Source organism: Thermosynechococcus sp. HY596 (genome assembly GCF_030518715.1).
Taxonomy (GTDB): Bacteria; Cyanobacteriota; Cyanobacteriia; order Thermosynechococcales; family Thermosynechococcaceae; genus Thermosynechococcus.
Genome location: NZ_CP130346.1, coordinates 2,254,902 through 2,279,817 on the forward strand (window position 1 = coordinate 2,254,902; position 24,916 = coordinate 2,279,817).

Below are 24,916 nucleotides of genomic sequence, written 5' to 3' on the forward strand. Positions count from 1 at the left end.
GGTTGCGCCTAGAATTTGAAGGAATGCGTGTGATGGGGTGAACCATGATCGAGCAGCGCGTCCTTGCCCTTGGGCTGACAATAGGTCTCTTGACAACCGCCTTGGGGACTCGCCAGAGTGTTGCTGAAACGATTCTTGCTGAACCAGAAGCGGCTGCACCGATCCTTGTCAATCCTGTTCAACCGGTGGACAGTGAGCCTCTTGTTTTCTCCACAGAACCCGTGGATCCACCTCCCGGCAGCGAACCCCTTGAAAACCTGAAGCCTGCCCGCTCTATCCCCGTGGTGATCCAAGAACGCTCGACAGGCTGTCAAGCGATCGTTAGCGAGGGCGTTCCCCCCAACATTTGCCAAGCCCAAGGTGCTCCACACCCCCTAGTGACCCCCACGGCTACATCACCTTCTGCTCCAGCTTCCCATCGCCCCTTGGTGGCTGCAAACCCAAGAAATTTTGTGCCATCTGCCCAAACGGCTGCGCCGGCCTATGTACGCCAGCCCTTTCCGGGACCGAATCCCTTGCGTTGGCTAAAGGTCAACAATGGCCAAATGCTCTTTCCCTTGCCGTTTCCGGTGCCCATTACCTCAACTTTTGGCTGGCGCATCCATCCCATTTTTGGCGATCGCCGCTTCCATTCGGGAACCGATTTGGGCGCTCCTGAAGGGACACCCGTGTTGGCAGTTTTTGATGGTCGTGTGGTTGAGTCGAACTGGCTGGGGGGCTATGGCCTCACCGTCATTTTGCAACACCTGCCAGAACAGCACCAAACCCTCTATGCCCACCTCTCACAGCTTTTTGTCAATCCCGGTCAATGGGTGAAGCAGGGGGATGTTATTGGCCTTGTCGGCAGTACTGGCAACTCCACAGGTCCGCACCTGCATTTTGAAATCCATGAGATGACGGCTCAGGGGTTGATTCCCGTTGCCCCCGAAGCGCGGTTAGAATTGGCCTTAGCACAGTTAAAGCAGGCGATCGCCCAAGCGCGTCAGCAATCGAATCGCAGTTAGTAGGATACCGATGGTTATTGCGACTTCCCCTCACACCGATAATCCCCTCTTGCGGGGCGATGGTTTTCCCCCCTTTGATCAGATTGAGGTGAGCCATGTTGAGCCAGCCGTGCGCCAACTGTTGCAGGAACTCACCCAAGAATTAGAGACCCTCGAGCAATCCTTCACGCCCACGTGGGAAGGGCTAGTGGAACCCCTCGAACGTTTGAGCGATCGCCTCGGTTGGACATGGGGCATTGTCAGTCATCTCACCGGCGTCAAAAATAGTCCCGAATTGCGTCAAGCCTACGAAGCCGTTCAACCCCAAGTAGTGGAGTTTTACACCCGTTTGGGTCAATCGCGCCCCCTCTATGAAGGCTTTAAGGCACTGGCTGCCAGTCCTGAGTTCCAAACCTTTTCCCCTGCGCGTAAACGCATTGTCGAAGCCGCCATTCGCAACGCCGAACACAGTGGTGTCAGCCTAACGGGTGCTGCCAAGGAACGCTTTAATGCCATTCAACTGGAATTGGCCGAGCTATCCACCCAGTTTTCCAATAACCTTTTGGATGCCACCAAGGCCTTTCGCCTCAAGCTCACCCAACCCGATGAAGTGGCTGGACTTCCCCCCAGCCTACTGGCGCTGGCTGCCCAAACCGCTCGCCAAGATGGCATTGAGACCGCCACCCCCGAAACAGGGCCATGGCACATTACCCTCGACTTCCCCAGCTTTGGCCCCTTTATGCAGCACAGCCAACGGCGGGATTTGCGGGAGCAGCTCTATCGCGCCTACATTTCCCGTGCCAGCAGTGGTGAGTGGGATAACCGTCCCATTCTTGAGCGCATCCTTGCCCTGCGGGTCGAAGAGGCACAGCTTTTGGGATTCAACACCTATGCTGAACTCAGCCTTGCCAGCAAAATGGCCGATAGTGTGGCCAGTGTGGAAAAGCTCCTCGAGGAACTGCGGCAAGTCAGCTATCGTGCGGCGGCGCAAGAACTGGAAGAACTGAAAGCCTTTGCTGCTGCCCAAGGGGCACCCGAAGCCACCGATCTGCAGCACTGGGATATTCCCTATTGGGCTGAACGGCAGCGGGAGGCGCTCTTTGACTTCAATGATGAGGAACTGCGTCCCTACTTTCCTCTCCCCCAAGTGCTGGAGGGCTTATTTGGCCTAGTGAAGCGACTGTTTGGGGTGACGGTGGTGCCTGCGGATGGTCAAGTACCCGTTTGGCATCCTGATGTGCACTTTTTTGCCATCCTCGATGAAAATCATCTGACGATCGCCCACTTTTACCTTGACCCCTACAGCCGTCCTGCCGAAAAACGCAGTGGGGCATGGATGGACGATTGCCTTGGCCGTGCCAAATATCGCATTCAGGGGGAATGGCGCACCCGCTTACCCGTTGCCTACTTGGTCTGCAATCAAACCCCCCCAGTGGATGGCAAGCCCAGCCTGATGACCTTTAGCGAAGTGGAAACCCTCTTCCATGAGTTTGGGCATGGTTTGCACCACATGCTGACGCGGGTGGATGAAGCGGGGGCAGCGGGCATCAACAATGTGGAGTGGGATGCCGTCGAACTTCCCAGTCAATTTATGGAAAACTGGTGCTACCATCGGCCAACGCTCTTTGGCATGGCACGCCACTATGAAACGGGGGAACCCCTGCCAGAACACTACTATGAAAAACTGGTTGCTGCCCGTACCTATCGCGCAGGCAGTGCCCTATTGCGGCAGTTGCACTTTAGTTTGTTAGATTTAGAACTGCACCATCGCTATCAACCGGGGCAAGGAGAAACCCCCCAACAGGTGCGCGATCGCCTAGCGCAGACAACAACCATTTTGCCCCCCTTGCCCGAGGATGCCTTTCTCTGTAGTTTTGGCCACATTTTTGCTGGGGGGTATGCTGCGGGTTACTACAGCTATCTGTGGGCAGAAGTTCTCAGTGCCGATGCCTTTGCCGCCTTTGAGGAAGCAGGCCTAGACAACGAGCAAGCCATTGCTGAAATGGGACGACGCTATCGCGAAACCGTGCTTGCCCTTGGCGGCAGCCAACCCCCGATGGAGATCTTCAAAGCCTTCCGCGGCCGTGAACCCATTACTGAACCTCTACTACGGCACCGAGGATTGTTGTCGAAAACTTAGTTTGCCACTTACGGAGCCTTAGGCAGGCGATCGCCCCGCGTTTGATCCAGCCACTCAAAAATCCGATCCAACTGCTCCAAGGTAATGAAGCCATACTGCCAAAGAATAATCGGCAAAGATCCGCGCTGCTGTTGCCACTGACGCAAAGCCATCGCAATACTCTCTGGCGGCAGTGCCAGTTCCTGTTCAAGGTATTGCAGTAGTTGAGGAGAGTAGGGCATCGCAGGTGAGGAGTGACTGATGAGGCAGGGACAACAAAACTTTTAGACTTGCAGTATAGCAATGGGATTCTCAGGATAGGGTGAGTTTAACAAAAGCTGCATATTATCTGAGAAGACGCCGAGGCTGATTGCAATGTTTCGCAGCATACCCTTAAGATAATCAAAAAAGATGCCCTATTTGTAAATTTTTATTACGATGCTTCAACAAGTTCGGCGCTGGTTTCGCCAAATTGGTTTAGTGATGGTGCTTGTGAGCTTCTGCTGGTTGGGAGCGATCGCCCCTGCCCACAGCTTCAACAATCCAGAGTTGTTGCCCGCGGAGCCAACCAATGTCGTTGACTTAGCGCAGATTCTGACACCCGTTCAAAAGGAACGCCTTGACAGCGAACTGGCAGAATTTGAAGCACAGACGGGCTGGAAGTTGCGCGTCCTCACCCAGTACGATCGCACCCCCGGCCTAGCAGTGCGGGATTTTTGGGACTTAGACGATCGCAGTATTCTGCTGGTGGCCGATACGCGCGGCGGCAATCTTTTGAACTTCAATGTTGGTGACACCGCCTACCGCGTCCTCCAGCGCACCTTTTGGGTTGAGTTGCAAACCCGCTTTGGCAATCAATACTTTGTCCGTGACAACGGCGAAGATCAGGCCATCCTGCAATCGCTTCATGCCATTGAAACCTGCCTTGCCCAAGGGGGGTGCCGTGCCGTACCGGGATTACCCCAAGAGCAATGGCTTCTCACCCTTGCCACCTCCATCTTTGGCGGCATCATTTTGGGCTTTGTGGCTCGTCCCCGCCGTGCGGATCAAAAAGTGGCTTGGACGTGGATTCTCCTCTTTTCGCCCCTGTGGGGGATGCTTTTCTTTGCCTTTGGCCTTGGTCCTGTTCTAGTGCGCACCCAAGAATGGCTACCCGTTCTGCGCAATGTTGCTGGTTTTGCCTTGGGTGCCATTGTTGCCTTTTTAATTCCTGCCCCCAGTGGGCCGCCGCCAGTGCTTGAGGAATAGGCACCTTGCAGACCCTTGATCAGAAAATCGCGTAGGATTGGGGTTAACTACACTACACCCTTGGTTGGGGAACCCGTCCCGTGCTATGAATAGTCATCATTCCTCGCGTCACATTGTCGGCATTGTCAAAGGCCCCGGAGACAGCGGTAGCGAGTACGTCTTTATTACTGCCGATGCCCAGCCTGTGCGAATGGGTGAATTTGTCTATTATGAGTTGAGCCATTCCCCAAGTGTGGCCTCAAACTCCCATGCTGCTGCTGTTCACCAAGTCTTGGGCAAGATTACTGGCTGCCGTCTGATTGAGCATCTACCGGATCGGATGTTTGCTGATCACGAACTGAATCCCGGTGCGGTGGCTGCCCTGATTGGTTTTACCTGTGAACCGGCGGAACTCTACGAAATGACCGTAGAAGTGATGGGGGAATTTCATGAGGTCTTTGGCTTTAATAATTTGCGGCGGCTTCCCCTGCCGGGTGCCAAGGTCTATTTAGCTGACGATGCGCTGTTGCGGCATGTCCTCAATAAGAAAAAGCCAGAGGAGGTGGGGGCTGCCCATATCGGTTCACTGTTGTTGCGGCAGGAGGGTGCTGTGCCCATTGCCCTCGATGTCAAGGAACTGGTGAGTACGCATGTGGCCATTCTAGCCGGCACAGGTTCCGGGAAATCCTATACCGCAGGGGTATTGGTGGAGGAATTGCTGTCGCCGAAAAATCGCGCCGCAGTGCTGATCCTCGACCCCCATGGTGAATACCACACGCTGGCGCAGCTGAGGGGACACCCCGCTTTTCAAGGGGCGGATGGCTATCAACCCCAAGTGAGAATTATTACGCCCCAAGAGGTCAAAATTCGTGTTTCTTCCCTAGAGTTTTACGATATTCTGACGCTGCTCCCCCCGATGAGCGATCGCCAGCAGGCCATTCTCAAAAAAGCCTATGACGAAGTACGCGGTCGTTTCAAAGATGGCCGTTGGAGTACCGAAGACTTGATTGCAGCGGTCTATGCTGTGGATCGCGTTGAGGATGAAGAGGGCAATGTCAAGCAGGGTTCCTCGGCTGATGCCTTGGCTTGGAAGCTAGAAAAAATGCAGCGCTCTGACTATTTCCATGCCTACAAGCATTTGCCCCCCTGCGAGTTGTTTGCCCCCGGCCAAGTCACCATCCTGCAAATGAATGAGATTCCCCTTGAAGAGCAGCAGGTGATTGCCACGGCAATTTTGCGCCAAACCAACCATGCCCGCATGAATACCCAAAAAGACCGTGTCTTTGAGGGGGATGAGCAGTACCTCCCCTACCCGGTGTTCATCTTAATTGAGGAGGCGCACCGCTTTGCCCCCGCCCATGAACCTTCCCAATGTAAGCGGGTGCTGCGCACGATTCTCAGTGAGGGCCGTAAATTTGGCCTTGGGGTGGGACTGATTACTCAGCGTCCCGGCAAACTGGATAGCGATGTGCTCTCCCAGTGTATGAGCCAGTTTATGCTGCGGATTGTCAACCCTGTCGATCAAGAGAGCCTTAAACATGGGGTGGAGGCCGCTGGCCGAGATCTGCTCAAGGAACTGCCTGCCCTGAGTAAGGGGCAAGTGATTATTGCGGGTGCCTGTGTGAATACGCCTGTCCTCTGTCGGGTGCGGGAACGCTTAACAACTCATGGGGGTGACACGCTGGATGCCTCTGCCCTGTGGCAAGAGTATTTTGCCCACCACAAACAGTTGGATCGCATGGTGGCGATGGCAGGCCCGGCGCCCCGTCCTAAACCGCGAACCATTGACCGGCGATCGCTCGAATAATTAGCCGTTGTCAACTCCAAAAAAATGCGCTAGCTTAGGAGTAGCTCTACACAAGGGGCTGAAACGGCTTCGACGTCCTAGTGAAAGTTGGGCTGTGATGCAGGTCGAGAGTGGGCTATCTCTCGTTAATCCAGAGTCCAAACTAAAAGTAACTGCGAACAACATCGTTCCTTTCGCTCGTAAAGCTGCTGCGGTAGCCTAAGACCTCTATACAGGTTCGAGCACTCGTTGTCCGACTCCGTTAAGGGCAGCGGGTTAACCCCAACGGATGCGCTAGGCAGTTCTCTCTGGTGGGCTGTTTAGCAAAGACTCTACCAGAGCATCCTACTGTTCGGGATAAAGAACAGTTCCCGCCTGAGGGTGAGAAAGGCTAAACCTGTGAAGGAGCAGTCGATGAATAGCTAGGGCGGACACGGGTTCGACTCCCGTCAGCTCCATCATCTTCCATGCAAAAAGTTCAAAATGCCTTGGGCGATCGCCCGTGCCATCTGCGTCCGCCATGCAGGATTTTGAAAGTTTGCGGCATCCTCTGCGCCCGTGACAAATCCTGTCTCGACAAGGGCAGAATCCATTGACGTATTGCGAATCACATAGAATCGTGCCGCCCTCACCCCGCGATCGCGAATGTTCAAGGAATTGAGAATACTATTGTGAATGGCAGATGCCAAACGACTTGAGCGTCCGGGGGCATAGTAGGTTTCTAAACCATTGACATCGGGGCGAGCCAGACTAATAGCATTGGCGTGAATACTCACAAAGGCATTTGCCCGTGCCCGTTCCGCAATGGCGACCCGAGGAGCCAAGTCTAAGTCAATGTCTGTGGTGCGGGTCATAATCACCTGCACACCTTGCTGCTGCAAAAATTGGGAAACTTGCAGGCTGATATCGAGAACAATATCCTTTTCACGAATACCGCCAATGCCAATGGCACCGGGATCGCGTCCGCCATGTCCGGGATCAATGACCACCACAAACCGGCCGCGGGGGACGGGCTGATTGGGGGGCTGAGGGGTTGCTGTGGGGGGAATATCAATTGGGGTGGGCGTACTGCTCGGAGGGTCATTTGCTCCCTGAATTTGCACCACAAACGCTTCAGCTGACAGGGGACGAGGGCCAAGGATGCGAAAGTTGGGCGCTGGGGTGAGCAGAATCGAGACGGTTTGGTTATCCTCTTGACGAAATTCAATGTTGCTTAAGGGACTACCGGTAACTAGGCGGGGTTCGCGCAGATTACTGTCCAACTGTGCTTGCCGTAGGCGAATGCGATAGCGATTGCCTTCCCAGCCCACGTTATAGAAAACGGTGCGATCGCCTTGAATCAGCAACTCTCGTCCCCCCAAGTCAACGCGCTGAATCGTTGTGACAGGAGTTTGAGCACTGGCCGCAGGAATCACACTGGGGCGCGGCGGCGGTGTTGGGGGGGCTGGCGGTGGTGTGATGGCAGTAGTGGAGGGCACAATCACAAAGCCATCATGACGGGGCGTCACTTGCCAATCGGCATCTTGAGGGTCAATGTCGAGGGTAATTTGGACTTGGCGATTGCTCTGAGTCCGTACCTCTGCCCGGACACGATCCCGACCAAAGCGGCGCAGTTCCAAGCGCCGCGGACTAAAGTTGCGAATCAATTCACTATTGCTGAGGAGAATTTCAATGCGATCGCGCCGAGGGCGGCGAATAGTGTAGCTTCCTTCGGGCAGGGGGCGATCGGCTAGCACTAGAAAACCTGTGGCATCTGCCCGCCAACTTCGCACTTGCAGCGGCCCTGTGGGCGTTACGGGAGGAGCAGAAGGAGGAGACGGTGGGGGTGGCGGCGGTAGCGAAACTGTTTGCTGCTGGGGGGTAGGCAGTTGCACCAACCAGTTATTAGCCGTGACTCCCCGAAAGCGCACCTGCTGCGGCTCAATTGTAAAACCAGCCGCATATTCCACCACAATCCGCGTCGTTTGGGGGTCAAACTGAGCAACCCGCACTTGGCGAATGGCACCACTGTAGTTTTGACTGATCTGGGGGCTACCGAGAACGACACCCGGCAAGTCAATGACAAGGCGGGTCGGGTTATAGACCAACTCAGCACGGGGCTGAACAGCGCGTTCGGTGCGAATTTCTAGTTGATTGGTGGCGGGGTTGAGTCGCCACAATTGTAGGCGGCTGGCTGAAGCAGGCTGAGCCATGACCAGTGCAGCGGCAGGTGCCCATAGCAAACTCACTACAGCTCGAAATTGCCAAGAACGCCACGGTTGATCCATTCACGCTTCCTCCACCAGCGATGCACAATACACTGCCAAGTTGGCTAGCCAAGCCGCTCGCTCAAACGTGCTCAGCATACTTGATCGGGGACAGGTATGTGAACTGGCACACCCTGCGATTTAGTTTTGCGCGATCGCCCTTCATCAGATTCAAATTTCAGCTTGGTTCAAGTCCACTTAGACGCACACGGGTGCCAATGAGTTCTCCGATTGCATGATCTAGCCCGTTTTGCCGTAGCTTTGCCCTAGGAAATATCTGCGGAATCCTCAATGCCCAGTGGCCCTACCCACGATCGCCTGACTTGGATCGGCATGCCCCTTGTGGGCTTCACCGCCAGTGCCCTCACCCGTGATTGGATCTGGGGGGCAATTGCCAGCAGTAGCTTTGGTATTGGCGGCTTTCTCCTCAGTCCAGACCTCGATACCCCCTCTCTACCCTACTACCGTTGGGGCTGGCTGCGGGCAATATGGCTACCCTACCAAAAAGCCTTTCACCATCGCTCCTTTTGGACCCATGGCCCAGTGGTGGGCACGGTGATTCGGTTGCTCTATCTCAGCTTTTGGTTGGGGTTAGGACTGGGTCTTGTGGCCGGGGTCGCCGCATTCACAGGCCACCTTTCCCTTGTGCAGGAATGGCTACATCGTTGGCCGGGAATTGACTGGCGCTGGGGAGTTGCGATCGCCCTTGGCCTAGAGCTATCGGCACTGCTTCATGTCACCAGCGATCTGGTGGTTTCTCGGTGGCGACGCTGGCACCGCTAATGGTGGTGCGTAGGGCAAGGCGGCGCACTAATGGAGCGATCGAGCCAACCCACTGCCTGTTGGAGATGCGCCAGTGCCTCAGCATCATTTTCCTTGAGGAGATAGACCAGAGCGGCAGCCGCCTGTTCGAGGGCGCGGGCACGGCGATTCCCCTTGAGGCGATGCCAATCTTGGGGAGCAATCCTAACCGCATCAAGGAGGGCAGTGGCTAGTTCTTCTGCACGGGGAGTCGTTTGCACCATGACTTAAACTTGATCTAAAGGGAGAACTATCCTCTAGTTTAAGCAGTGAGCAACTGCCCCTAAGGCCACAGGCACTGGAACTTTACCCTTGAATCATAGCGTCTAAGGTAAAGGCAGGTGCATCCCGCCAAGGAGAGATCGTGATGGTAGCAAAAGTCACCCGCTCCCGCCCCGCCTTGATTGTGCTGGCGGTTATTGGCCTTGCCTCGGCTGGCACAGCGGCATGGCTAACCTTGAGTCCCCCCCGGCAGGGAGATCCGGTTCCTAATCCGGCGGAAGTTGCCCAGCAGCAGGAAACTCAAATCTTTTGGGTCAAGAATGAAGGGGATAGCCTCGTTTTAGTGCCCTCTACGGTACGGATCAATACCCCGGCAACGCGGCCAGAACTCTTTATTCAATCTCGTCTCGAGCGGCTTTTGGCGGGTCCTGCCAATCAAGATGTCACTACCAGCATTCCGGAAAATACCCGTGTCAATCGGGTAGAAGTCAAGGCCGATGGCATCCATGTGGATCTCTCCCCAGAGTTTACCAAAGGGGGGGGAAGTGCTTCGATGCAAGCACGCCTAGGACAGGTACTGTACACAGCAACAGTGAGTAATCCCAATGCGCCAGTTTGGATTTCCATTGGGGGTGAACCCCTGCGCGTCCTAGGGGGTGAGGGGCTAGAGGTGACGCAACCGATGACCCGGCAAGACTTTCAAACGGCCTTTGCCCTCCGCACCCAGTAGTGCCAAGCAAGTCCAAGAAGAATGAGACCACACCCCGACAGCCACACTTGGACTTCGACCCAAAAAGCCAGCCCTAGACAGCCGATTAAACCTGCAACCGCAAGCCAGCGGGGAAATTGTGGCTCCTTCAGTTGCAGTGTGGCAAGGTTGGTAATGGCGTAGTAAATCAGCACGCTAAAGGCACTAAAAGACCACGTAGTTTTTACATTGCCAATCAGGATCAAGAGGGCAATCCCCCCACTCACCGCAAGAATGGCAGCAACAGGTTGTTTTCCTTGGGCTGGAATCTGAGCCAAAATTGCCGGTAAATCTCGCCGTCGCGCCATTGCCAACACCACACGGGAGAGGCCGAGCAACAGATTGAGCAAAATCCCCACCATGGCCGCGATCGCCCCCAGCGTAATCAGAGGCGGCAGCCAAGAGACACCCAATTCACTGGCGACAATCTCTAAAGAGGCGGCCGTGGTCAACTTCCCAGAGCCATGACTCCCCAGAACAATCAAGGCAACACTGAAGTAGAGCAGGACAACAATACCAATGGCTAGGGCAATGGCTCGTGGAATGGTTCGCCGAGGAGTCTTGACCTCCTCTGCCAGCACAGCAATACGGGCATAGCCGGCATAGGCGACAAAGAGCAGTGCCGTTGCTTGGAGAAGATTCTTGAGCGAGAGTGGTTGCGATGCTGCCGACCAAAGTAGCCCTCCCTGTTGTTGGACGTGGCCAATGCCGACAAAGAGCAACAAACTGGTGAACGTGACTAGGAGAATCCCCAGATTCACTTGCACCGATCGCCGGATGCCCAAAAGCACCACACAGGTCAAGACCGCCAGTAGCCCCAGAGCAGCCATGATTTGCCAGCGCCCGCTATTGTCCTCTAGGCCGAGCCATTGGAAGAGATAGGCCATAGAGCCAAGGGCAGCAGTGGCTGCAGAAGCCGATTTGGCCAGTAAAAACATCCACCCCGCTGTAAAGCCGAAAGGGGGAGAAAGATAGCGATACCCATACTCGTAGGTGCCCCCACTCACAGGATGGGAGGCAGCCAATTGGGCACTACTGAGGCCATTACACAGCGCGATCGCGGCTGCTAGGATCAGGGCTATCAACACCCAAGGGCCAGCGAGGTCGGTGGCAATGCCTAAACTGACAAACAGACCCGTACCGATCATGGAACCTAGACCTGTTAAAGTGGCACCCCACAGCCCCAATTCGCGTTTGAGCATTTTAGTCGAGTCGGTCTAGGAACGAACGCCTTCTAGCCTAGAGGATAGGGACGGCGATCGCTATAATTGGAGCAATTCTTAGCACGCGCGCAGGTATCAGGATCATGGCCAGTCCAGAACCCCCTAGCAACCAACCCGACGATCTCCTAGAAAACATCATTACTGATTTGGGTGAGTTGGACGAGCCTCCCGCACAGGATATTGATCTCAACTCCCTGACGGCTGAATTGGAGTCACTCACCCTTACCGCAGAACAGCGGGCGATCGCCCAAAACCAAGCCCTACAGGAGCAAATTAGCCAGCTCACCGCAGAACTGCACAACGTTCAACAGCAGCGAGATCAACTGAGCCAAGACCTTGCTCGCCTCCAGGAAGAAAATGCCACCTTGAGCGGCCTGCGGCAAAATCTTGAACAGGAACTGGCCCAGGCTCTCATTCAGCAAGATGAACTTCAGCAGCAACTGGTGACACTGCAACTGCAAGCCTCCCAGATTCAGGAACTGCAAAGTCAAGTGGCAACCCTGCAATCCCAAGTCTCACAAATTCAAGAACTTCAAGATCAACTTGCCTCACTGCAAACAGAAAAAACAGCTCTCGAACAACAACTTCAGGCGGTATTGGCTGCTTCACCACCCGCTCCTTTGGAGGATACCGCCCTTCTCGGTAATCCCCCAGACGCCGGCCTTGCCCAACAACTGGCGGAGATAACGCGGCAACTCACCCAAGTGGAAAGGGAGCGCGATCGCCTGCAAGAGGAACTTGCCCAAGCGCAAAATGAACTGCTCGGTCTGCAGCACGATTTAGAGGTGCTGCGCAACCAATCCGCAACCGTTGTCCCCACTGAACTCACCCTTGCTGCCCAAGAAAATCGCCAACTAAAGCGACAACAACGGCGGCGTGACACCGTGCTTTGGATCAGTGGCATTGCGGCAACGGTAGTTTCTGCTTTGAGCGTCAGCTTAAATCTGCCGCAGCCCATTGGCCGCATCATTCCCCCTGTCGCCGCTTTGGCAGTTCCTGTGATCACAACGCTGGTTGGTAGGGGTGGGTCAAGTGAAAAGACTGCTTAGGCGATCCCCCTCTGGGCTAAAATCTTAGGGCAGGGACGCTTTGCTTAGGAGTTTAGATTACCGTGCCCAATCTCAAAGCTATTCGCGATCGCATCAAAACGATTAAAGATACCCGCAAGATCACTGAAGCTATGCGCCTCGTGGCGGCAGCAAAAGTTCGCCGTGCCCAAGAGCAGGTCATGGCGAGCCGTCCCTTTGCCGATCGCTTAGCTCAGGTGCTCTATGGCTTGCAAACCCGACTGCGCTTTGAGGATGCTAATTTACCGCTATTGGCCAAGCGTCCTGTGAAGACGGTGGCGCTGCTGGTGGTGACGGGCGATCGCGGTCTGTGCGGCGGTTACAATACCAACGTCATTCGCCGTGCCAAGGAGCGTACCCAAGAACTGGAAGCCGAGGGCGTCAAGTATATTCTTGTCATTGTCGGTCGCAAGGCAGCCCAATACTTCCAGCGCCGTAATTATCCCATTGATGCCGTGTACTCTGGCCTAGAGCAAATCCCCTCCGCCAGTGAAGCGGGTCAAATTGCCAGTGAACTGCTTTCCCTCTTTCTTTCGGAAACGGTGGATCGGGTGGAGCTCATCTACACCAAGTTTGTCTCCCTCATTAGTTCAAAGCCCGTTGTCCAAACCCTGCTCCCCCTCGATCCCCAAGGGCTAGAAGCGCCCGATGATGAAATTTTTCGGCTGACGACGCGGGGTTCGCATCTGGAAGTCAACCGTGAGAAAGTCACCTCAACCTTACCCGCTTTGCCCTCCGATATGATTTTTGAGCAGGATCCGGTGCAAATTCTCGATGCCCTGCTGCCCCTGTACTTGAATAACCAGTTGCTACGGGCACTGCAAGAGGCCGCCGCCTCGGAATTGGCAGCGCGGATGACAGCAATGAATAACGCGAGCGATAATGCTCAAGCGCTGATTGGGACCCTCACCCTCTCCTACAACAAAGCGCGTCAAGCCGCCATTACCCAAGAGATTCTCGAAGTGGTGGCGGGTGCTGAGGCTCTGCGCTAGGAGTTGACCTCTGAAGCTGCTTTTTGTTTCCACTTCGGTTGGCCCTCTAGGCACAGGAAAAGGGGGCGGTGTTGAATTGACGATCCTCAATATGGCTCAGGCCTTGGGCGATCGCCAGCATACCATTCACATCCTGGCCTCCGAGGGTTCCCACTTGCCGGTGGCGGCGACCATTGAACCAGTAGCGGGTGCCCTTCAAGTGCCAGCGCAGCATCAAAGCCGCGAGCAACCCATTACCCTGCCGGCCAATAGTGTGTTAGCCAATATGTGGGCACGGGTGCGGCAGCTCCAGCACCAATTTGATGTCATTGTCAACTTTGCCTACGACTGGCTGCCCTTTTACCTCACTCCCTTTTTGAGTCGGCCGGTGGGGCATTTGGTGAGCATGGCCTCGGTTTCAGACGTGATGGATCAGGCGATCGCCCGTGTCATTGATGACTATCCGGGAACCATTAGTGTCTATACCCGTACCCAAGCGGCCACCTTCCCCTTTGGCGATCGCTGTGTGTGTTTGGGCAGTGGTCTGGATCTTTCCCTCTATGACTTTTGTGCAGAGCCAGAGGATTCCCTGTGCTGGCTGGGACGCATTGCTCCCGAAAAGGGACTCGAAGATGCTGTCGCCGCCGTCAATGTCACCCGCACCCCTTTGAAAATCATGGGGCAACTGCAAGATATAGACTATTGGCAGCGCATTCAAGCCAACTACCCCAATGCCCCCATTGAATATTTGGGATTTTTCTCCACTCGGGAAATGCAGGCACGCTTGCGGCGGTGTCGTGCTCTCCTACTCACCTCCCGCTGGGTTGAAGCCTTTGGCAATGTGGTCATCGAAAGCCTTGCCTGTGGCGTTCCCGTCATTGCCTACGATCGCGGTGGGCCGAGGGAAATTGTCCGTGATGGTCAAACCGGGTTTCTCATTACCCCGGATTCTGTCGAGGCCTTAATTGCTGCCATTGGCAAGATTGATCAAATTGATCGGGCGGCCTGTCGGCAGCAGGCGGAACAGGAGTATAGCTTAGCTGTTTATGGGGATAGGGTGGAGCAATGGCTACAACGGGTAGCAGTTTCCTCTCTGCCCTAAACCAGCAAATGTTGCATGGCAAATTCCGTGCTCCCCTATACAATAGGCAAGGTGCTAGTGGAGATGACACTTGGATGGGCTGGGTTCTGTTCCAAGGGACAAAGCGAGGACACTCACCCTTGCTCATTTCCTTTACGATGGCTGCGATCGCTAGTGCGGGTCTAGGGTTCTGGTTTTTGCGGAGCCTGTCCCCAACACCGATGGCTCTCTCAGAACCAATGCCTTTACCTGACCCAGTTCAACTTGAACGACCTCTGCCCCGGCCGATTTTGGATGGCCGCGATCCCCTATTAGCAACTGTCCCCAATCAAGCCCCCCAACCACCAGCGGCTGCCTCTACCCACGCCAAGGCAATCTTGCCCACAGTGCCCCCTCCTGCTCTGCAACCCGTGCCTCCGAGCCAAGGCCCTGCCCCTCAAGTGCGGGTGGCGATCGCCCGTGATCAAAGTCAACTGACCGTTGGCACCGCCGTAGCTACCGCTGTCACCAATGATCAACAGCAAGTGATGACGCAGCTTACCCCTTCCCAAGGGGTCGTGGTCACAGCCCGCGATGGCTTTTTGCTCTGGAATGGCCAACCCCTTGCCCCCTCCCTCTGGATTCGCCCCAGCAATCAACTCACATTTGTTGGCGGTAAATGGTATCGCGGTGTGGTGCGCCTTATTGCCCAAGGAAACACGGTTACAGCCGTCAATCAAGTGGACTTGGAACAATACCTCGTCAGTGTCGTGGGTTCAGAGGTCTATCCCGACTGGCCAATGGAAACCCTCAAAGCCCAGGCGATCGCCGCCCGTTCCTATGCCCTTGCCCAAATGTTTCAACCCGCTAGCCGCTTTTTTGATCTGGGGAACGACGAGCGTTGGCAGGTGTATCGTGGGATTGAAACCGAGTGGAACACCACTCAAGCGGCAGTCCAAGCCACGCGGGGCATTGTCCTCACCAAAAGTGGACGAGTGATGGTTTCGATGTATGCAGCAACCGACGACATTGTGCGCGATGTCTTTGGCGGGCGTGGCATGAGTCAGACGGGTGCCTATGAACTGGGCAAGCGCGGCTACAACTACCTGCAAATTTTAGGCACCTACTATCCGGGGGCGGGTCTATCGCAACTGCAAACCCAATAACTCTTTGGAGGCCAAGTCCATGAAATCGCCTCTTTTAGCGACTGCTCTTGCCCTGACAACGGTGGTCTGCCTTCAGTACAGTGGGCGAGCAGATTCGCCCTTGACCTCCACCCCCTTCTACGAAGCCTATACCGATGTCCCCATGGTGATGCGAGCCAAGCGCAGTGGCCGCCTTGATCTGAAAATGTCGGAGTGGCTCTTTTCGCCGCAGGTTCCCACAGATCACAAAGCTGCCCTGATCAATGCCCTCGGCTGGGATTTCAACGGCAAAGCCAATGGTCAAGCCTACCGCGCCTATCTTGCCCTAAGACAGGGTACGACCCCTGAAAATATCCTGCTGGAAAGCCTTACCGCCGATGAGTTAATGGCCCTAGGGTATCTCACAGCAATGGACAACTACTTTCAACCACAGCGGGGGATGTCTTTTCTCAATATGGCACAGGAACGTGACCCCGAAAGCTATGCGATCGCGATGGTACGCGGCCTTGTGGAAGCACAAACCCTCTTTGATGTCAGTTGGTGTCAAGTCTGGCAAGCGGTGAATCGCGTGGATGAAAATCGTCAACTAAAGCGAGATTTCCGCCCCACAGCGCGGGAGATTATCCTCAAATATCTGCGCTTATACCGTCGGGATTGCTAAGTTTCAGGTTATGGGGTGTATCGAAGAGTTCATTGCAAGAACGACTCAACAAAAAGGCCACCTTGCCTTTGCCAAGGGGTGGGAAAAACTAGCCATTAATAAATGGAATGATAACAGCTATCGAGCTGTGGTCTCAGGCCTGAAGCATGCCTTGGCACTTGATCCTCGCCTAGCAAGATGTTGGTACCTGTTGGGCATGATCAGTGGTGTTGATAGTGATTTACAACAGGCACTAGAAGCCTACAAAAAAGCGATTGAACTGAGACCTGACTGGCAAATTGGCATTGACTTTCTCAAGTGTACGAGGTACTTGATTTACGTTTATAAAGATGTAGAAGAGCTACAGGATTGCCGTCAAAAAATCAGAGAATCCGTTGCCGAGTTCTATCAAACGTTTCAAAGTTTCTCTTTAGATAAGAAACAATATCTCTCTGAGTGGCTGGGGAATGTGAACACATTTTTACTGCCCTATCAAGGGAAAGAAACCCGCGATGTCCAACAACAGTACGGGCAGATGATCTACGAAATCATGACCAGTGTGATTCCAGCCGCCAAAGAACACCCCCCAATGCCACCAGTGAAGGTCAATGAACCCCTACGGATTGGGTTTGTTTCAGGGCACTTTCGTGCGCATACGGTTTGGAAGTTGCTGCTCCACGGCTGGCTTAAACATCTTGATAAAACACAATTTCAGCTTTATGGCTACTACGTGCGAGATTATCGCGATCGCTGGACAGAGGCCGCAGAGAGCTATTGCCATCGCTTTGTCATGGGCACTAAATCGCCTCAAGAATGGTTTGAGCAGATTCGTGCCGATCAATTACATCTAGTGATTTTCCCCGAACTGGGCATGGATCTGGAACTGATCAAGATTGCCGCTCTGAAATTAGCGCCGATTCAATGTATGTCTTGGGGGCATCCCGACACCTCTGGCTTACCCACAATTGATTATTTCCTCAGTAGTGAGTTGATGGAACCCCCTGATGGCGAAACGCATTACACAGAAAAGCTGATCAGGCTAAAAAATCTGGGGATTGCCTTTAGTCCCCCGCCACCCGATCCGCGATCGCCCATTACGCGGGAGGAATTCGGCCTCAAAAGCGATGCCGTTATCTACGGTTGCCTGCAAAGTGTCTTTAAGTACCTGCCACAGTTTGACCACATCTACCCCGAAATTGCCGCAGCGGTCGGGAATTGTCAATTTGTTTTTATTACCAATCTTATGACCAAAAACAGCCGCCAGCGGTTTGAAGGACGTCTAGAACGAGCTTTTGCTGCCAAAAACCTTGACTATAGGGCGTACTGCTTTTTCTCACGCCCCTTAAACTTCTATGGTTTTACCTCCATGTTGCATTGTCTCGATGTTTTCCTAGACAGCCTTGAATGGTCAGGGGGAAATTCTACCCTTGAAGCCCTCTACTATGCCCAAGTCCCTATGGTGACCACACCAGGACGCTTTATGCGGGGGCGGCATACCGCTGGTATTCTCACACTCCTAGAGCTACCGGAATTAATTGCGCCAGATGTTTCTGCCTATATTCAAAAAGCCATTGAACTGGGTCAAAGCGCTGAGTATCGCCGATTTATCCGCGAAAAAATCCAAAACAATCTGCCGAAGGTGTTCGAGGATCAAGCCGGGGTGCGCTCCCTTGAAGACTTTATTCGCGCTGCAGTGCAGGAGTTTGCCACCTCTGGCCGCCTTCTATAACCAATTGGAGTTCTAGATTCAGAAGCGGCTCAAGAAGCCCTTGGCATCCCTTGCAAGGCGGTAACAATCGCGAAGATTAAAAATAGGGCACCACCGCCCAAGGTCAATGTCCGTTCGGAGATGCGTCCAGCCATCAGGCCGCCGCCTAGAACCGCGATCGCCACACAGATGCCGTGACCAAGAAGCGCGCCGAGGGCAACCCCTAGGGCATGACTGGTGGCAGCAAGGGTAATGGTGGCAATTTGGGTGCGATCGCCCCATTCAGCAATGAAGGTGAGACTAAAAGCCTCCACAAAAGTCGCCCAAGCAGGGTTACTGCCCCAACGGCTGAGATTGGCTTCCGCCTTTTCAACGGTTTCCACTGCCGCTTCACACTCCTCCTCACAGGGGCTATCCCCCATCCGCCAGCCTTGAATCAGCATCTTGAGACCAAAAACGGTGAAGAGCAAAATCGCCGCATAGAAGGTGAACTCTCGCGGTAAAAGTTGAAAGACCTTGCCCACGGCCACTGAAAGCAGTGTCATCACAATTAAAGCCGCCCATGACCCTAGGAAGACCCACCGCTTGCTGTGACGGGTTGCCAAAACCATGGCAATAAAGAAGGTCTTGTCTCCCAGCTCAGAAATCGCGATGAGGGACAGCCCCGCAGTAAAAGCCGTTAGCATAGGAAAGGATTCAAACTTTACCATGCCTTAAATTAGCACACTGCCATGACGACACCGAAGAATTTCACCGCCCTTTTGAATCAGATTGATTTACCCCTCGATTGGCTAGGGCTGCGTTACGTTGAGGAGATTGTCACGACTCGCAGTGCTCGGGATGGAAATCCTGAAATGAACCAGCGATCGCACCAACGGGGGGTCATGGTTGAGGTGCTCGTCGATGGTCAATTTGCCTATACAGCAACCCCAAATTTGCAACCCAGTGCTATCCATCGGGCGATTCAGCAGGCCTATCAACAGGCGAAAACCGCTGCCCATTGGCGAGTCTTTAACTTTACGCCAGCGGCACGGGGCAAGGGCAAGGGACACTATCGATCGCCCCAGCGGCAACCTTTTGACCAACTTTCAGCCGCTGAATTGAATCACTTACTCCAAGACCTTTGCCATTGGCTCAAGGTTAGTGACGATATTGTCCAAACCCGTGCTTTTGTGCAGACCGTCGAGACCACTAGCCAGTGGTTCACCAGTGATGGCGGTGAAATTGAACAGCAATTTTATCAAGTGCTCACCGATATGAGCGCCACGGCTCAGGGGGCAGGGGTGGTTCAGCAGCGAACCGATCATGGTTGGTTAGCGCGGTGCTATCAAGGGGGGCTAGAGTGGCTGACGGCTGATCAATTGAGCGATCGCGCCCATCACATTGGCGAGCAGGCCGTTGAACTCCTCAGTGCCCAAGAGTGCCCAGAAACAACGACAACCTTGGTACTTGCCCCCGATCAAATGATGCTGCAAATCCACGAGAGCATTGGTCATCCCCTAGAGCTAGACCGCATTTTGGGGGATGAGCGCAACTATGCCGGCAGCAGCTTTATTCGCCTTGAGGACTTTGGGCAGCGGCAGTACGGCTCCCCCCTCTTGAACGTCACGTTTGATCCGACCGTTGCCGGTGAACTGGCCAGCTATGCCTTTGATGATTTGGGGGTGGCGGCTGAACGCATCTATCTCATCAAGGAAGGACGCCTCCTGCGCGGTCTGGGCAGCCTTGAAAGTCAGCAGCGAGCCGGGGTTGCCGGAGTTGCCAATGCCCGTGCCTGTTCTTGGAATCGTCCCCCCATTGACCGGATGGCCAATCTGAATATCGAGCCGGGCACACAATCGTTTGATCAGATTATCGGCAACATCGAGTCAGGGGTGTACATGGAGTCCAATCGCTCTTGGTCAATCGACGACTATCGCCTCAAATTTCAGTTTGGCTGCGAATATGCCAAGCGCATTGAAAATGGCCGCCTGACCCAAACCCTGCGCAATCCCAACTATCGCGGCACCACGCCTGAATTTTGGCACAGCCTCATTGCGGTGGGAGATGCCTCCACCTTCGGTATTTTTGGTACACCGTTTTGTGGTAAGGGCGAACCCAACCAGGCCATTCGTGTCGGTCACGCTTCACCGGTGTGTGCCTTTGCCAATATCCAAGTCTTTGGTGGCGGCTAAGTCAATGGGCGAGGTCAGACTCGAACTGACATGGGGAACCCCCGCTACATTTTGAGTGGCTATCCCCTCATAAATCAGTTTTTGACAGAGCAGTGCATATTCCTTCTACTATACCCAAAACGTACCATACTCACTCATCCCAAAAAAAAACTGTGCCCCCCTATGGGTTCGGCAAACGAAAAAAACGATCAGCAAGCACAACTGACCCAGTATGAAGATAGGCATCCACTCCCAGCCGAGAAACACAGTATCGGTATAGCGAATAAAATCCTCGGCAGTACAGGGTACTGGATCACGGATCAGACTCCCCTTGAGCGCCCATGCTGACCCTATAGGTGCGGCGGTGTTAAGACGTGTTAGATCAAGCTCAACCCTCCCCTAGTCAGTTCTTAAGGACTATGGAAAGGGGAGCGGCTTCGCGGCACCAAATCGCTCTAGCAAGCAGAAAGGAAAAACCGCTAGCAACTTCTCTCACTTTGGCAAAAGTCTTGATATTCATTCTTAAGCGAGAAAAATGAGACTCGCGTGAGGTGGTAAAGCCATCATGTCATTCATACCCATCGCAATAAAGATCCCATTCGGATCCATTCACGGAAAAGTTTTGGGTAAAAAGCACTTTTGAGGGGTCATAGGGGTCATTCGGGTCATCCAGTCGGCGCAAGGCTTGAAAAATCGAGGTTTCTATTATGACTCCTTGGTAAATTTCCTCTTTTTTTAAGGGGTCATGAGAGTCGTTGGGGTCATCTCCCAATGACCCGTCATCTACTTTGCCGTTATAGGGGTCATTAGAGGGGTCATCGCTAGAAGTGCTTGATCCGTCTAGCTTTTGAGTACTATATGACCCATATGACCCATATGACCCGTATTGATCAAAATTTTGAATTAAGGGGGAGCGCTGTTGTTCCATTCGCTCAGAACAACCCTGGCTATTAGGTTGTTGCGGTTCCGTCTTCACCCATTTCTTGCCACGCATCCCATGCCGCCGCTCCCAACCAAGTTGATGCAGGATTGCGGCAATTCGCCGCTGTTTATACTGTTCTCGCTGTGACATGTCTACCCCCAGCACTTCCGAAAAAATTTCTGCCATGGTTGTTTCTGAGCGCGCCGCGAGGAAGTTGGCAATCGGCTCCTGCCACGGGTCTTCATTTTCGTGTCGGCTGGTCAAGTCCGAAACAGCTTGCTGCTCCGACGAAGACAGCCACCAAGCAAAACCAGACTTGTAAAGAGCGACAGCTTCTGCCCAAATTTGGTCTCTCTCGGCTTCTACCCTCTCCAGGGGGATGGGGGCGCGCACCGGAACTATCCAAAAACGGCGATTTCCAGTCGGGTCATCGAGGAATTGAAGATGATTGGTTGTCCCAACCACTACGAAGTGCCGATCTAGGGTTTCAAAGACTCGGCCGTAGGGGCGACGAATCCGATCTCGGCAAGTCGAAAGCAAAGCTTTGAGCGTTCCGCGTTGTTGCTTAGTGGCGAACATCTGTTCCGCTTCCTGGAATTCGACTATCCAAGAAGCGTGTAACTGTAGCCGCGAATCCTTATCGCCCAAAGATTCCAAGTCGAGGGAATCATCAAACCATGCCGCACTGGCCAAAGCGCGCCAAAAGGAAGATTTACGGTATCCCTGAGGACCGCACAAGATTAGGATGGTGTCCACCTTAACCCCCGGTTCATAGGCGCGCGCCACAGCTCCCACCAATGTTTTGATGACAAGTAAACGCAGCACGCTGTTGTCGCAACCTAGATATGCCTCAATTCGCCGATGCAAGGATTCCAGGGGATGGGGGTTTGACCGATTGGATAGCCAAACCCTCTCTAAGTAATCCCGTACTGGAGAGTAAGCGTGCTCCTTGGCTAGCTTTACAGTAATACTGGCGATGTCTTCCTTAGTGGATTTCAGTTTGATTCCATGGTCAATCGCAAAAAGGAGCTTTGCTTCGCCGACTTCTATCGGCTGACCATCCAGCTCTACATCCTTGGTCAGCAGATTGTAGCGCAGTCTGCCTTCAAACCGATTTTTTAGCAGTTCATAATCTAGTAATTCCTTGGGCTTGTCATCCGCAGGGGGATTGGTAGGCGCAAAACCCTTCCGTCGGCTCTCTGCCGACCTGAGAATCAATTCTTTTATCTCATGCTTTTGCAGTCCCTGTTCAGCAAGAATAGCAATCCAGTCAGCGATATCAAAACCACCATTCTTGGGAATAGAAAGACCCTTCTCAAAAGCAATATCAAGATACAGCCAGCGTGCTTCAGGATAATCTTGGGCGACAGCTTCTGCGTACTTAAATCCCACCTCATCCCAATCCGGACATATAACTAGCGCTTTGGAGTCAAACAGATTGCGGTACTGGTGGGGCCTATATTGGCCAGATCCGCCAATAGTCGTCGTTGCAGCAATGCCTATATCCCATAAGCTGTCAGCGCAAGTTTCACCTTCCACCCAAAATACGGGGTACCCTTGGGATTGGGCGGATATGCACTCGGGATAGCGGTAAGGCAGCGCAAACGTTAACGTTTCTGCGGGGGATTTTCCCTTTATTAAGGACTCTTGCCAGATTCGCTTTGGGCGGCCATCCCCGAAGTCTTGGCGATGAACTCGGATAATTTTTTGTTTTTTGTTGTCATAATAGTCCCAATACCGCTTCCCTGCTGGGCGATAAGGCTTGTGCCAATCTTCTCTTATCTTGATAAACTTGCCCCATAGTGGATTATCGGACAGACCAATAAACTTCCAGCCATTAACTTCTTCCCATAAACGGAGAGAATCAGTGTAGGAGTGGCAAAGAACAAGCTGTTTGTCAGGGGTAATGCGGCAGTCGCTATCTTTGGTTCGCCCACACACAGGACAAGGATTCGTCTTGGAAGATGGAATAAATTTTCTATGCATCAGAATCTCTCCTTTTCATGGCTTCATAAATTTCTTCCGCAGAGTAACGGGACTGCAAGAAACGCAGAACGTTTCGATCAAGGTCTTTCAAGGCTTTAGCTGCTAGGGCCACAAGGTGTGGGTTAGGTATTGGCTTGGTAGCCCAGACTCGTTTTGCTTCTTCAATTGGGAAAGAATAATCAGGATCGCAAAGAGCAAAATCTACCTGCGAAAAGGGTCTAATCCCTCCAGTGAAATAGAAAAGCTCTGAGACTCGCGCTACATAAGGAGAAAGCTGCCAGTACCCATCCGAAAAGTAGGGTACTGGGGGGAACAATTCGCAGTGACCGACATGAATCGGTTCACCGTTGAACCATAACTCAGCTAAATTGTGATCAAAGTCCAGTATGATTTTGGCTTGCATTCTTTCCACCCCTTTACAAAATTAGATTGGCGACACTTTGGTTAATGTGTCGCTCTTTTTTAGTGCAGCTATCTAGAGTCTTCCTCTAGAAGATTCGGGATAATATCAGCTTGGCAGCCCACAAACTTCGCATAATGGCGGGTCACCATCTCAAGACTTTTATGGCCAGCTAATTCAGCCGCAGCAGGTAATCCATGCTCTTTGGCCACATGGGAAAGGACAGTATGGCGACATTGATAGGGATATCGGTAGGGAATACCCAGCCCCTCTAAAACCCTACGCCATGCCTTCCTAAAGGAATTGATGTCGAGCAATCCGCCCCGTCTGCCGGGGAATACGTAGGGACTATCGCTTGTCTCCTTTAGCTCCTTCAGCATTGCTTCCATACTGGAAGTCAGATAAAGAAAACGGATTTCTCCAGTTTTCGTTTCCTTGAGAATGAGGCTTGACGAGGTTGGGGATTGACTCAGATTACGGCTGGCAGTTTGCTCAATAACAATTAACCTGTCTTCCCAAAGAACTTTATCCCAGGTGAGAGCAATAGCTTCTCCCAGCCGTGTTCCATAAGTAAATAGGAATTTCACGAAAGGGAGATAGTAGGAGTGCTTAGTATTGGCGGTTTTCGAGCAAAAAGTATCCTCGCTAAACGCCTTAACAATTGCTTGTACTTCTGCTCTACTGAACGGCTTGATCCGCGATTGCCCTCTTTTGCATCGCAGCTTAACGGAGCCCCAAGGATTCTCCCCGGAAATTAAGCCAGTCGCTATGCCCCAGTCCACGCAACGCCGAATCATCGTGAGACGGGAGCGAGCAGTGCTAGCAGACCATTCAGCAGATTTTCTGAGAAACCATGCCGTTTCGTACCACAGTGCTTTTCCGGGGATAGCTGCTCTTGTCCAGTGGTAGTGGTTGTGTCGTACAGCCGGCTCTAGATTTAGTGTTTCTACCCATCTATCCCAAAGCCCTTGCAAGGTTATCTTTGGCCGAGCAGGGGAACTCTTAACCTGAAGACTGTGGCGCAGGGAATAACTCTTTAGATCGGGATTCAGGGTGCCGTTCAGCACGTCATTTTGGAGCTTTCGATGCAATCGAACTGCCGTAGCGTAGTCCCTGGTCCCATAGTAAACAGCATGGCGCTTGCCGGCGATAGTGAACCGACACCGGTAGCACCCCTTAAAGTTTTCCAGCGTAAGTTTCATAGCAAAGAAGGCCATTCACTGCAAAAACAAGGAATTGACCACTTCTCTGTCATGTCTTTCCCTAAGCGTTTCCGGCGTCGGATAATCGCTGAATACCCTGACAATACCCAAGCACCTATCCAGAACCGCCAAATGCGCTCGCCTTGGCCAACCTTTTCAGAGTTAGGGGCTTTGGAAACCCGCTACCAGACTAGGTTTTCAGAAATGGGCGAGGTCAGACTCGAACTGACATGGGGAACCCCCGCTACATTTTGAGTGTAGTGCGTCTACCATTTCGCCACTCGCCCTCAGACTTATTACTATACCA

Annotated in this window: 21 protein-coding genes, 1 tRNA gene and 1 other RNA gene; 14 read left to right on the top strand and 9 right to left on the bottom strand. The window is 53.3% G+C overall.

The features are described from left to right. Nucleotides 1–44: 44 nt before the first annotated feature. Together QYC28_RS13300 and QYC28_RS11115 are read left to right on the top strand one after the other, a co-directional pair. On the top strand, nucleotides 45–1,004 hold the full coding sequence (locus QYC28_RS13300; RefSeq protein ID WP_302679491.1) for a M23 family metallopeptidase: 960 nt from the start codon (nucleotides 45–47) through the stop codon (nucleotides 1,002–1,004). Nucleotides 1,005–1,014: 10 nt separating this feature from the next. Beyond that, nucleotides 1,015–3,123, top strand: coding sequence for a M3 family metallopeptidase (locus QYC28_RS11115; protein ID WP_149820839.1), 2,109 nt, complete (start codon nucleotides 1,015–1,017; stop codon nucleotides 3,121–3,123). An 8-nt stretch (nucleotides 3,124–3,131) separates the two neighbouring features. Here the strand turns inward: QYC28_RS11115 and QYC28_RS11120 are convergent, their stop codons facing one another. After that, the gene (locus QYC28_RS11120; protein ID WP_149820841.1) at nucleotides 3,132–3,344 is read right to left on the bottom strand and encodes a DUF2949 domain-containing protein; all 213 of its coding nucleotides are present in this window, start codon (nucleotides 3,342–3,344) and stop codon (nucleotides 3,132–3,134) included. A 241-nt stretch (nucleotides 3,345–3,585) separates the two neighbouring features. On the opposite strand from QYC28_RS11120, the gene QYC28_RS11125 reads away from it, so the two are divergent. The 3 genes from QYC28_RS11125 (at nucleotide 3,586) to ssrA (ending at nucleotide 6,576) form a co-directional block, all read left to right on the top strand. Beyond that, the gene (locus QYC28_RS11125) at nucleotides 3,586–4,350 is read left to right on the top strand and encodes a TPM domain-containing protein (protein WP_399363249.1); all 765 of its coding nucleotides are present in this window, start codon (nucleotides 3,586–3,588) and stop codon (nucleotides 4,348–4,350) included. 85 nt (nucleotides 4,351–4,435) lie between these two features. After that, nucleotides 4,436–6,136, top strand: coding sequence for an ATP-binding protein (locus QYC28_RS11130; protein ID WP_302679492.1), 1,701 nt, complete (start codon nucleotides 4,436–4,438; stop codon nucleotides 6,134–6,136). Nucleotides 6,137–6,190: 54 nt separating this feature from the next. Next, nucleotides 6,191–6,576, top strand: a transfer-messenger RNA (tmRNA) gene (gene ssrA, locus QYC28_RS11135). On the opposite strand, the gene QYC28_RS11140 is transcribed toward ssrA, so the two are convergent. After that, nucleotides 6,574–8,382 carry an N-acetylmuramoyl-L-alanine amidase gene (locus QYC28_RS11140; protein ID WP_302679493.1) on the bottom strand — a complete coding sequence of 603 codons (1,809 nt, stop codon included), beginning with the start codon at nucleotides 8,380–8,382 and terminating at the stop codon, nucleotides 6,574–6,576. The genes ssrA and QYC28_RS11140 overlap by 3 nt on opposite strands. Before the next feature lie 270 nt (nucleotides 8,383–8,652). Between QYC28_RS11140 and QYC28_RS11145 the strand changes: the two genes are divergently transcribed. Then, nucleotides 8,653–9,144, top strand: a complete 492-nt coding sequence (locus tag QYC28_RS11145; RefSeq protein ID WP_302679494.1) for a metal-binding protein — start codon at nucleotides 8,653–8,655, stop codon at nucleotides 9,142–9,144. Here the strand turns inward: QYC28_RS11145 and QYC28_RS11150 are convergent. Further along, entirely contained in the window at nucleotides 9,141–9,386 is a 246-nt protein-coding gene (locus QYC28_RS11150) for a DUF6439 family protein (protein WP_149820848.1), read from the bottom strand. The two genes, QYC28_RS11145 and QYC28_RS11150, sit on opposite strands and share 4 nt — an antisense overlap. Before the next feature lie 143 nt (nucleotides 9,387–9,529). Here QYC28_RS11150 and QYC28_RS11155 point away from each other — a divergent pair, with 143 nt between their 5' ends. Next, a complete protein-coding gene (locus tag QYC28_RS11155) occupies nucleotides 9,530–10,114 on the top strand; it encodes a GerMN domain-containing protein (RefSeq protein WP_190278078.1) in 585 nt (194 codons plus the stop codon). On the opposite strand, the gene QYC28_RS11160 is transcribed toward QYC28_RS11155, so the two are convergent. Next, nucleotides 10,084–11,334, bottom strand: coding sequence for an APC family permease (locus QYC28_RS11160; RefSeq protein ID WP_149820850.1), 1,251 nt, complete (start codon nucleotides 11,332–11,334; stop codon nucleotides 10,084–10,086). The two genes, QYC28_RS11155 and QYC28_RS11160, sit on opposite strands and share 31 nt — an antisense overlap. Nucleotides 11,335–11,438: 104 nt before the next feature. Here QYC28_RS11160 and QYC28_RS11165 point away from each other — a divergent pair, with 104 nt between their 5' ends. From QYC28_RS11165 to QYC28_RS11190, 6 genes are all read left to right on the top strand, one after another. Continuing rightward, the gene (locus QYC28_RS11165; RefSeq protein ID WP_149820852.1) at nucleotides 11,439–12,404 is read left to right on the top strand and encodes a hypothetical protein; all 966 of its coding nucleotides are present in this window, start codon (nucleotides 11,439–11,441) and stop codon (nucleotides 12,402–12,404) included. Nucleotides 12,405–12,466: 62 nt separating this feature from the next. Then, on the top strand, nucleotides 12,467–13,414 hold the full coding sequence (locus QYC28_RS11170; RefSeq protein WP_149820854.1) for a F0F1 ATP synthase subunit gamma: 948 nt from the start codon (nucleotides 12,467–12,469) through the stop codon (nucleotides 13,412–13,414). Nucleotides 13,415–13,505: 91 nt separating this feature from the next. Further along, nucleotides 13,506–14,495 (top strand): glycosyltransferase family 4 protein, encoded by a 990-nt coding sequence (locus QYC28_RS11175; protein ID WP_302680069.1) that lies wholly within the window; start codon nucleotides 13,506–13,508, stop codon nucleotides 14,493–14,495. Nucleotides 14,496–14,569: 74 nt separating this feature from the next. Then, nucleotides 14,570–15,619: a SpoIID/LytB domain-containing protein gene (locus QYC28_RS11180; protein WP_302679495.1), complete on the top strand. Its 1,050-nt coding sequence runs from the start codon at nucleotides 14,570–14,572 to the stop codon at nucleotides 15,617–15,619. A 19-nt stretch (nucleotides 15,620–15,638) separates the two neighbouring features. Continuing rightward, a complete protein-coding gene (locus QYC28_RS11185; RefSeq protein WP_302679496.1) occupies nucleotides 15,639–16,259 on the top strand; it encodes a hypothetical protein in 621 nt (206 codons plus the stop codon). A 10-nt stretch (nucleotides 16,260–16,269) separates the two neighbouring features. Beyond that, complete coding sequence (locus QYC28_RS11190) at nucleotides 16,270–17,967, top strand: hypothetical protein (RefSeq protein ID WP_302679497.1); 1,698 nt, start codon at nucleotides 16,270–16,272, stop codon at nucleotides 17,965–17,967. A 29-nt stretch (nucleotides 17,968–17,996) separates the two neighbouring features. Here QYC28_RS11190 and QYC28_RS11195 read toward each other — a convergent pair whose 3' ends face one another. After that, nucleotides 17,997–18,632 carry a TMEM165/GDT1 family protein gene (locus QYC28_RS11195; RefSeq protein WP_149820863.1) on the bottom strand — a complete coding sequence of 212 codons (636 nt, stop codon included), beginning with the start codon at nucleotides 18,630–18,632 and terminating at the stop codon, nucleotides 17,997–17,999. 45 nt (nucleotides 18,633–18,677) lie between these two features. Here QYC28_RS11195 and QYC28_RS11200 point away from each other — a divergent pair, with 45 nt between their 5' ends. Then, on the top strand, nucleotides 18,678–20,120 hold the full coding sequence (locus tag QYC28_RS11200; RefSeq protein WP_302679498.1) for a TldD/PmbA family protein: 1,443 nt from the start codon (nucleotides 18,678–18,680) through the stop codon (nucleotides 20,118–20,120). Nucleotides 20,121–20,667: 547 nt separating this feature from the next. On the opposite strand, the gene QYC28_RS11205 is transcribed toward QYC28_RS11200, so the two are convergent. The 4 genes from QYC28_RS11205 to QYC28_RS11220 form a co-directional block, all read right to left on the bottom strand. Continuing rightward, on the bottom strand, nucleotides 20,668–23,007 hold the full coding sequence (locus tag QYC28_RS11205) for a VapE domain-containing protein (RefSeq protein WP_302679499.1): 2,340 nt from the start codon (nucleotides 23,005–23,007) through the stop codon (nucleotides 20,668–20,670). Then, complete coding sequence (locus QYC28_RS11210; RefSeq protein WP_302679500.1) at nucleotides 23,000–23,410, bottom strand: hypothetical protein; 411 nt, start codon at nucleotides 23,408–23,410, stop codon at nucleotides 23,000–23,002. Before QYC28_RS11210 ends, QYC28_RS11205 begins: the two co-directional genes overlap by 8 nt. 68 nt (nucleotides 23,411–23,478) lie before the next feature. Then, a complete protein-coding gene (locus tag QYC28_RS11215; protein ID WP_302679501.1) occupies nucleotides 23,479–24,624 on the bottom strand; it encodes a site-specific integrase in 1,146 nt (381 codons plus the stop codon). Between the two features lie 190 nt (nucleotides 24,625–24,814). Next, nucleotides 24,815–24,896: transfer RNA gene (locus QYC28_RS11220), tRNA-Leu, on the bottom strand. Nucleotides 24,897–24,916: the final 20 nt, after the last annotated feature.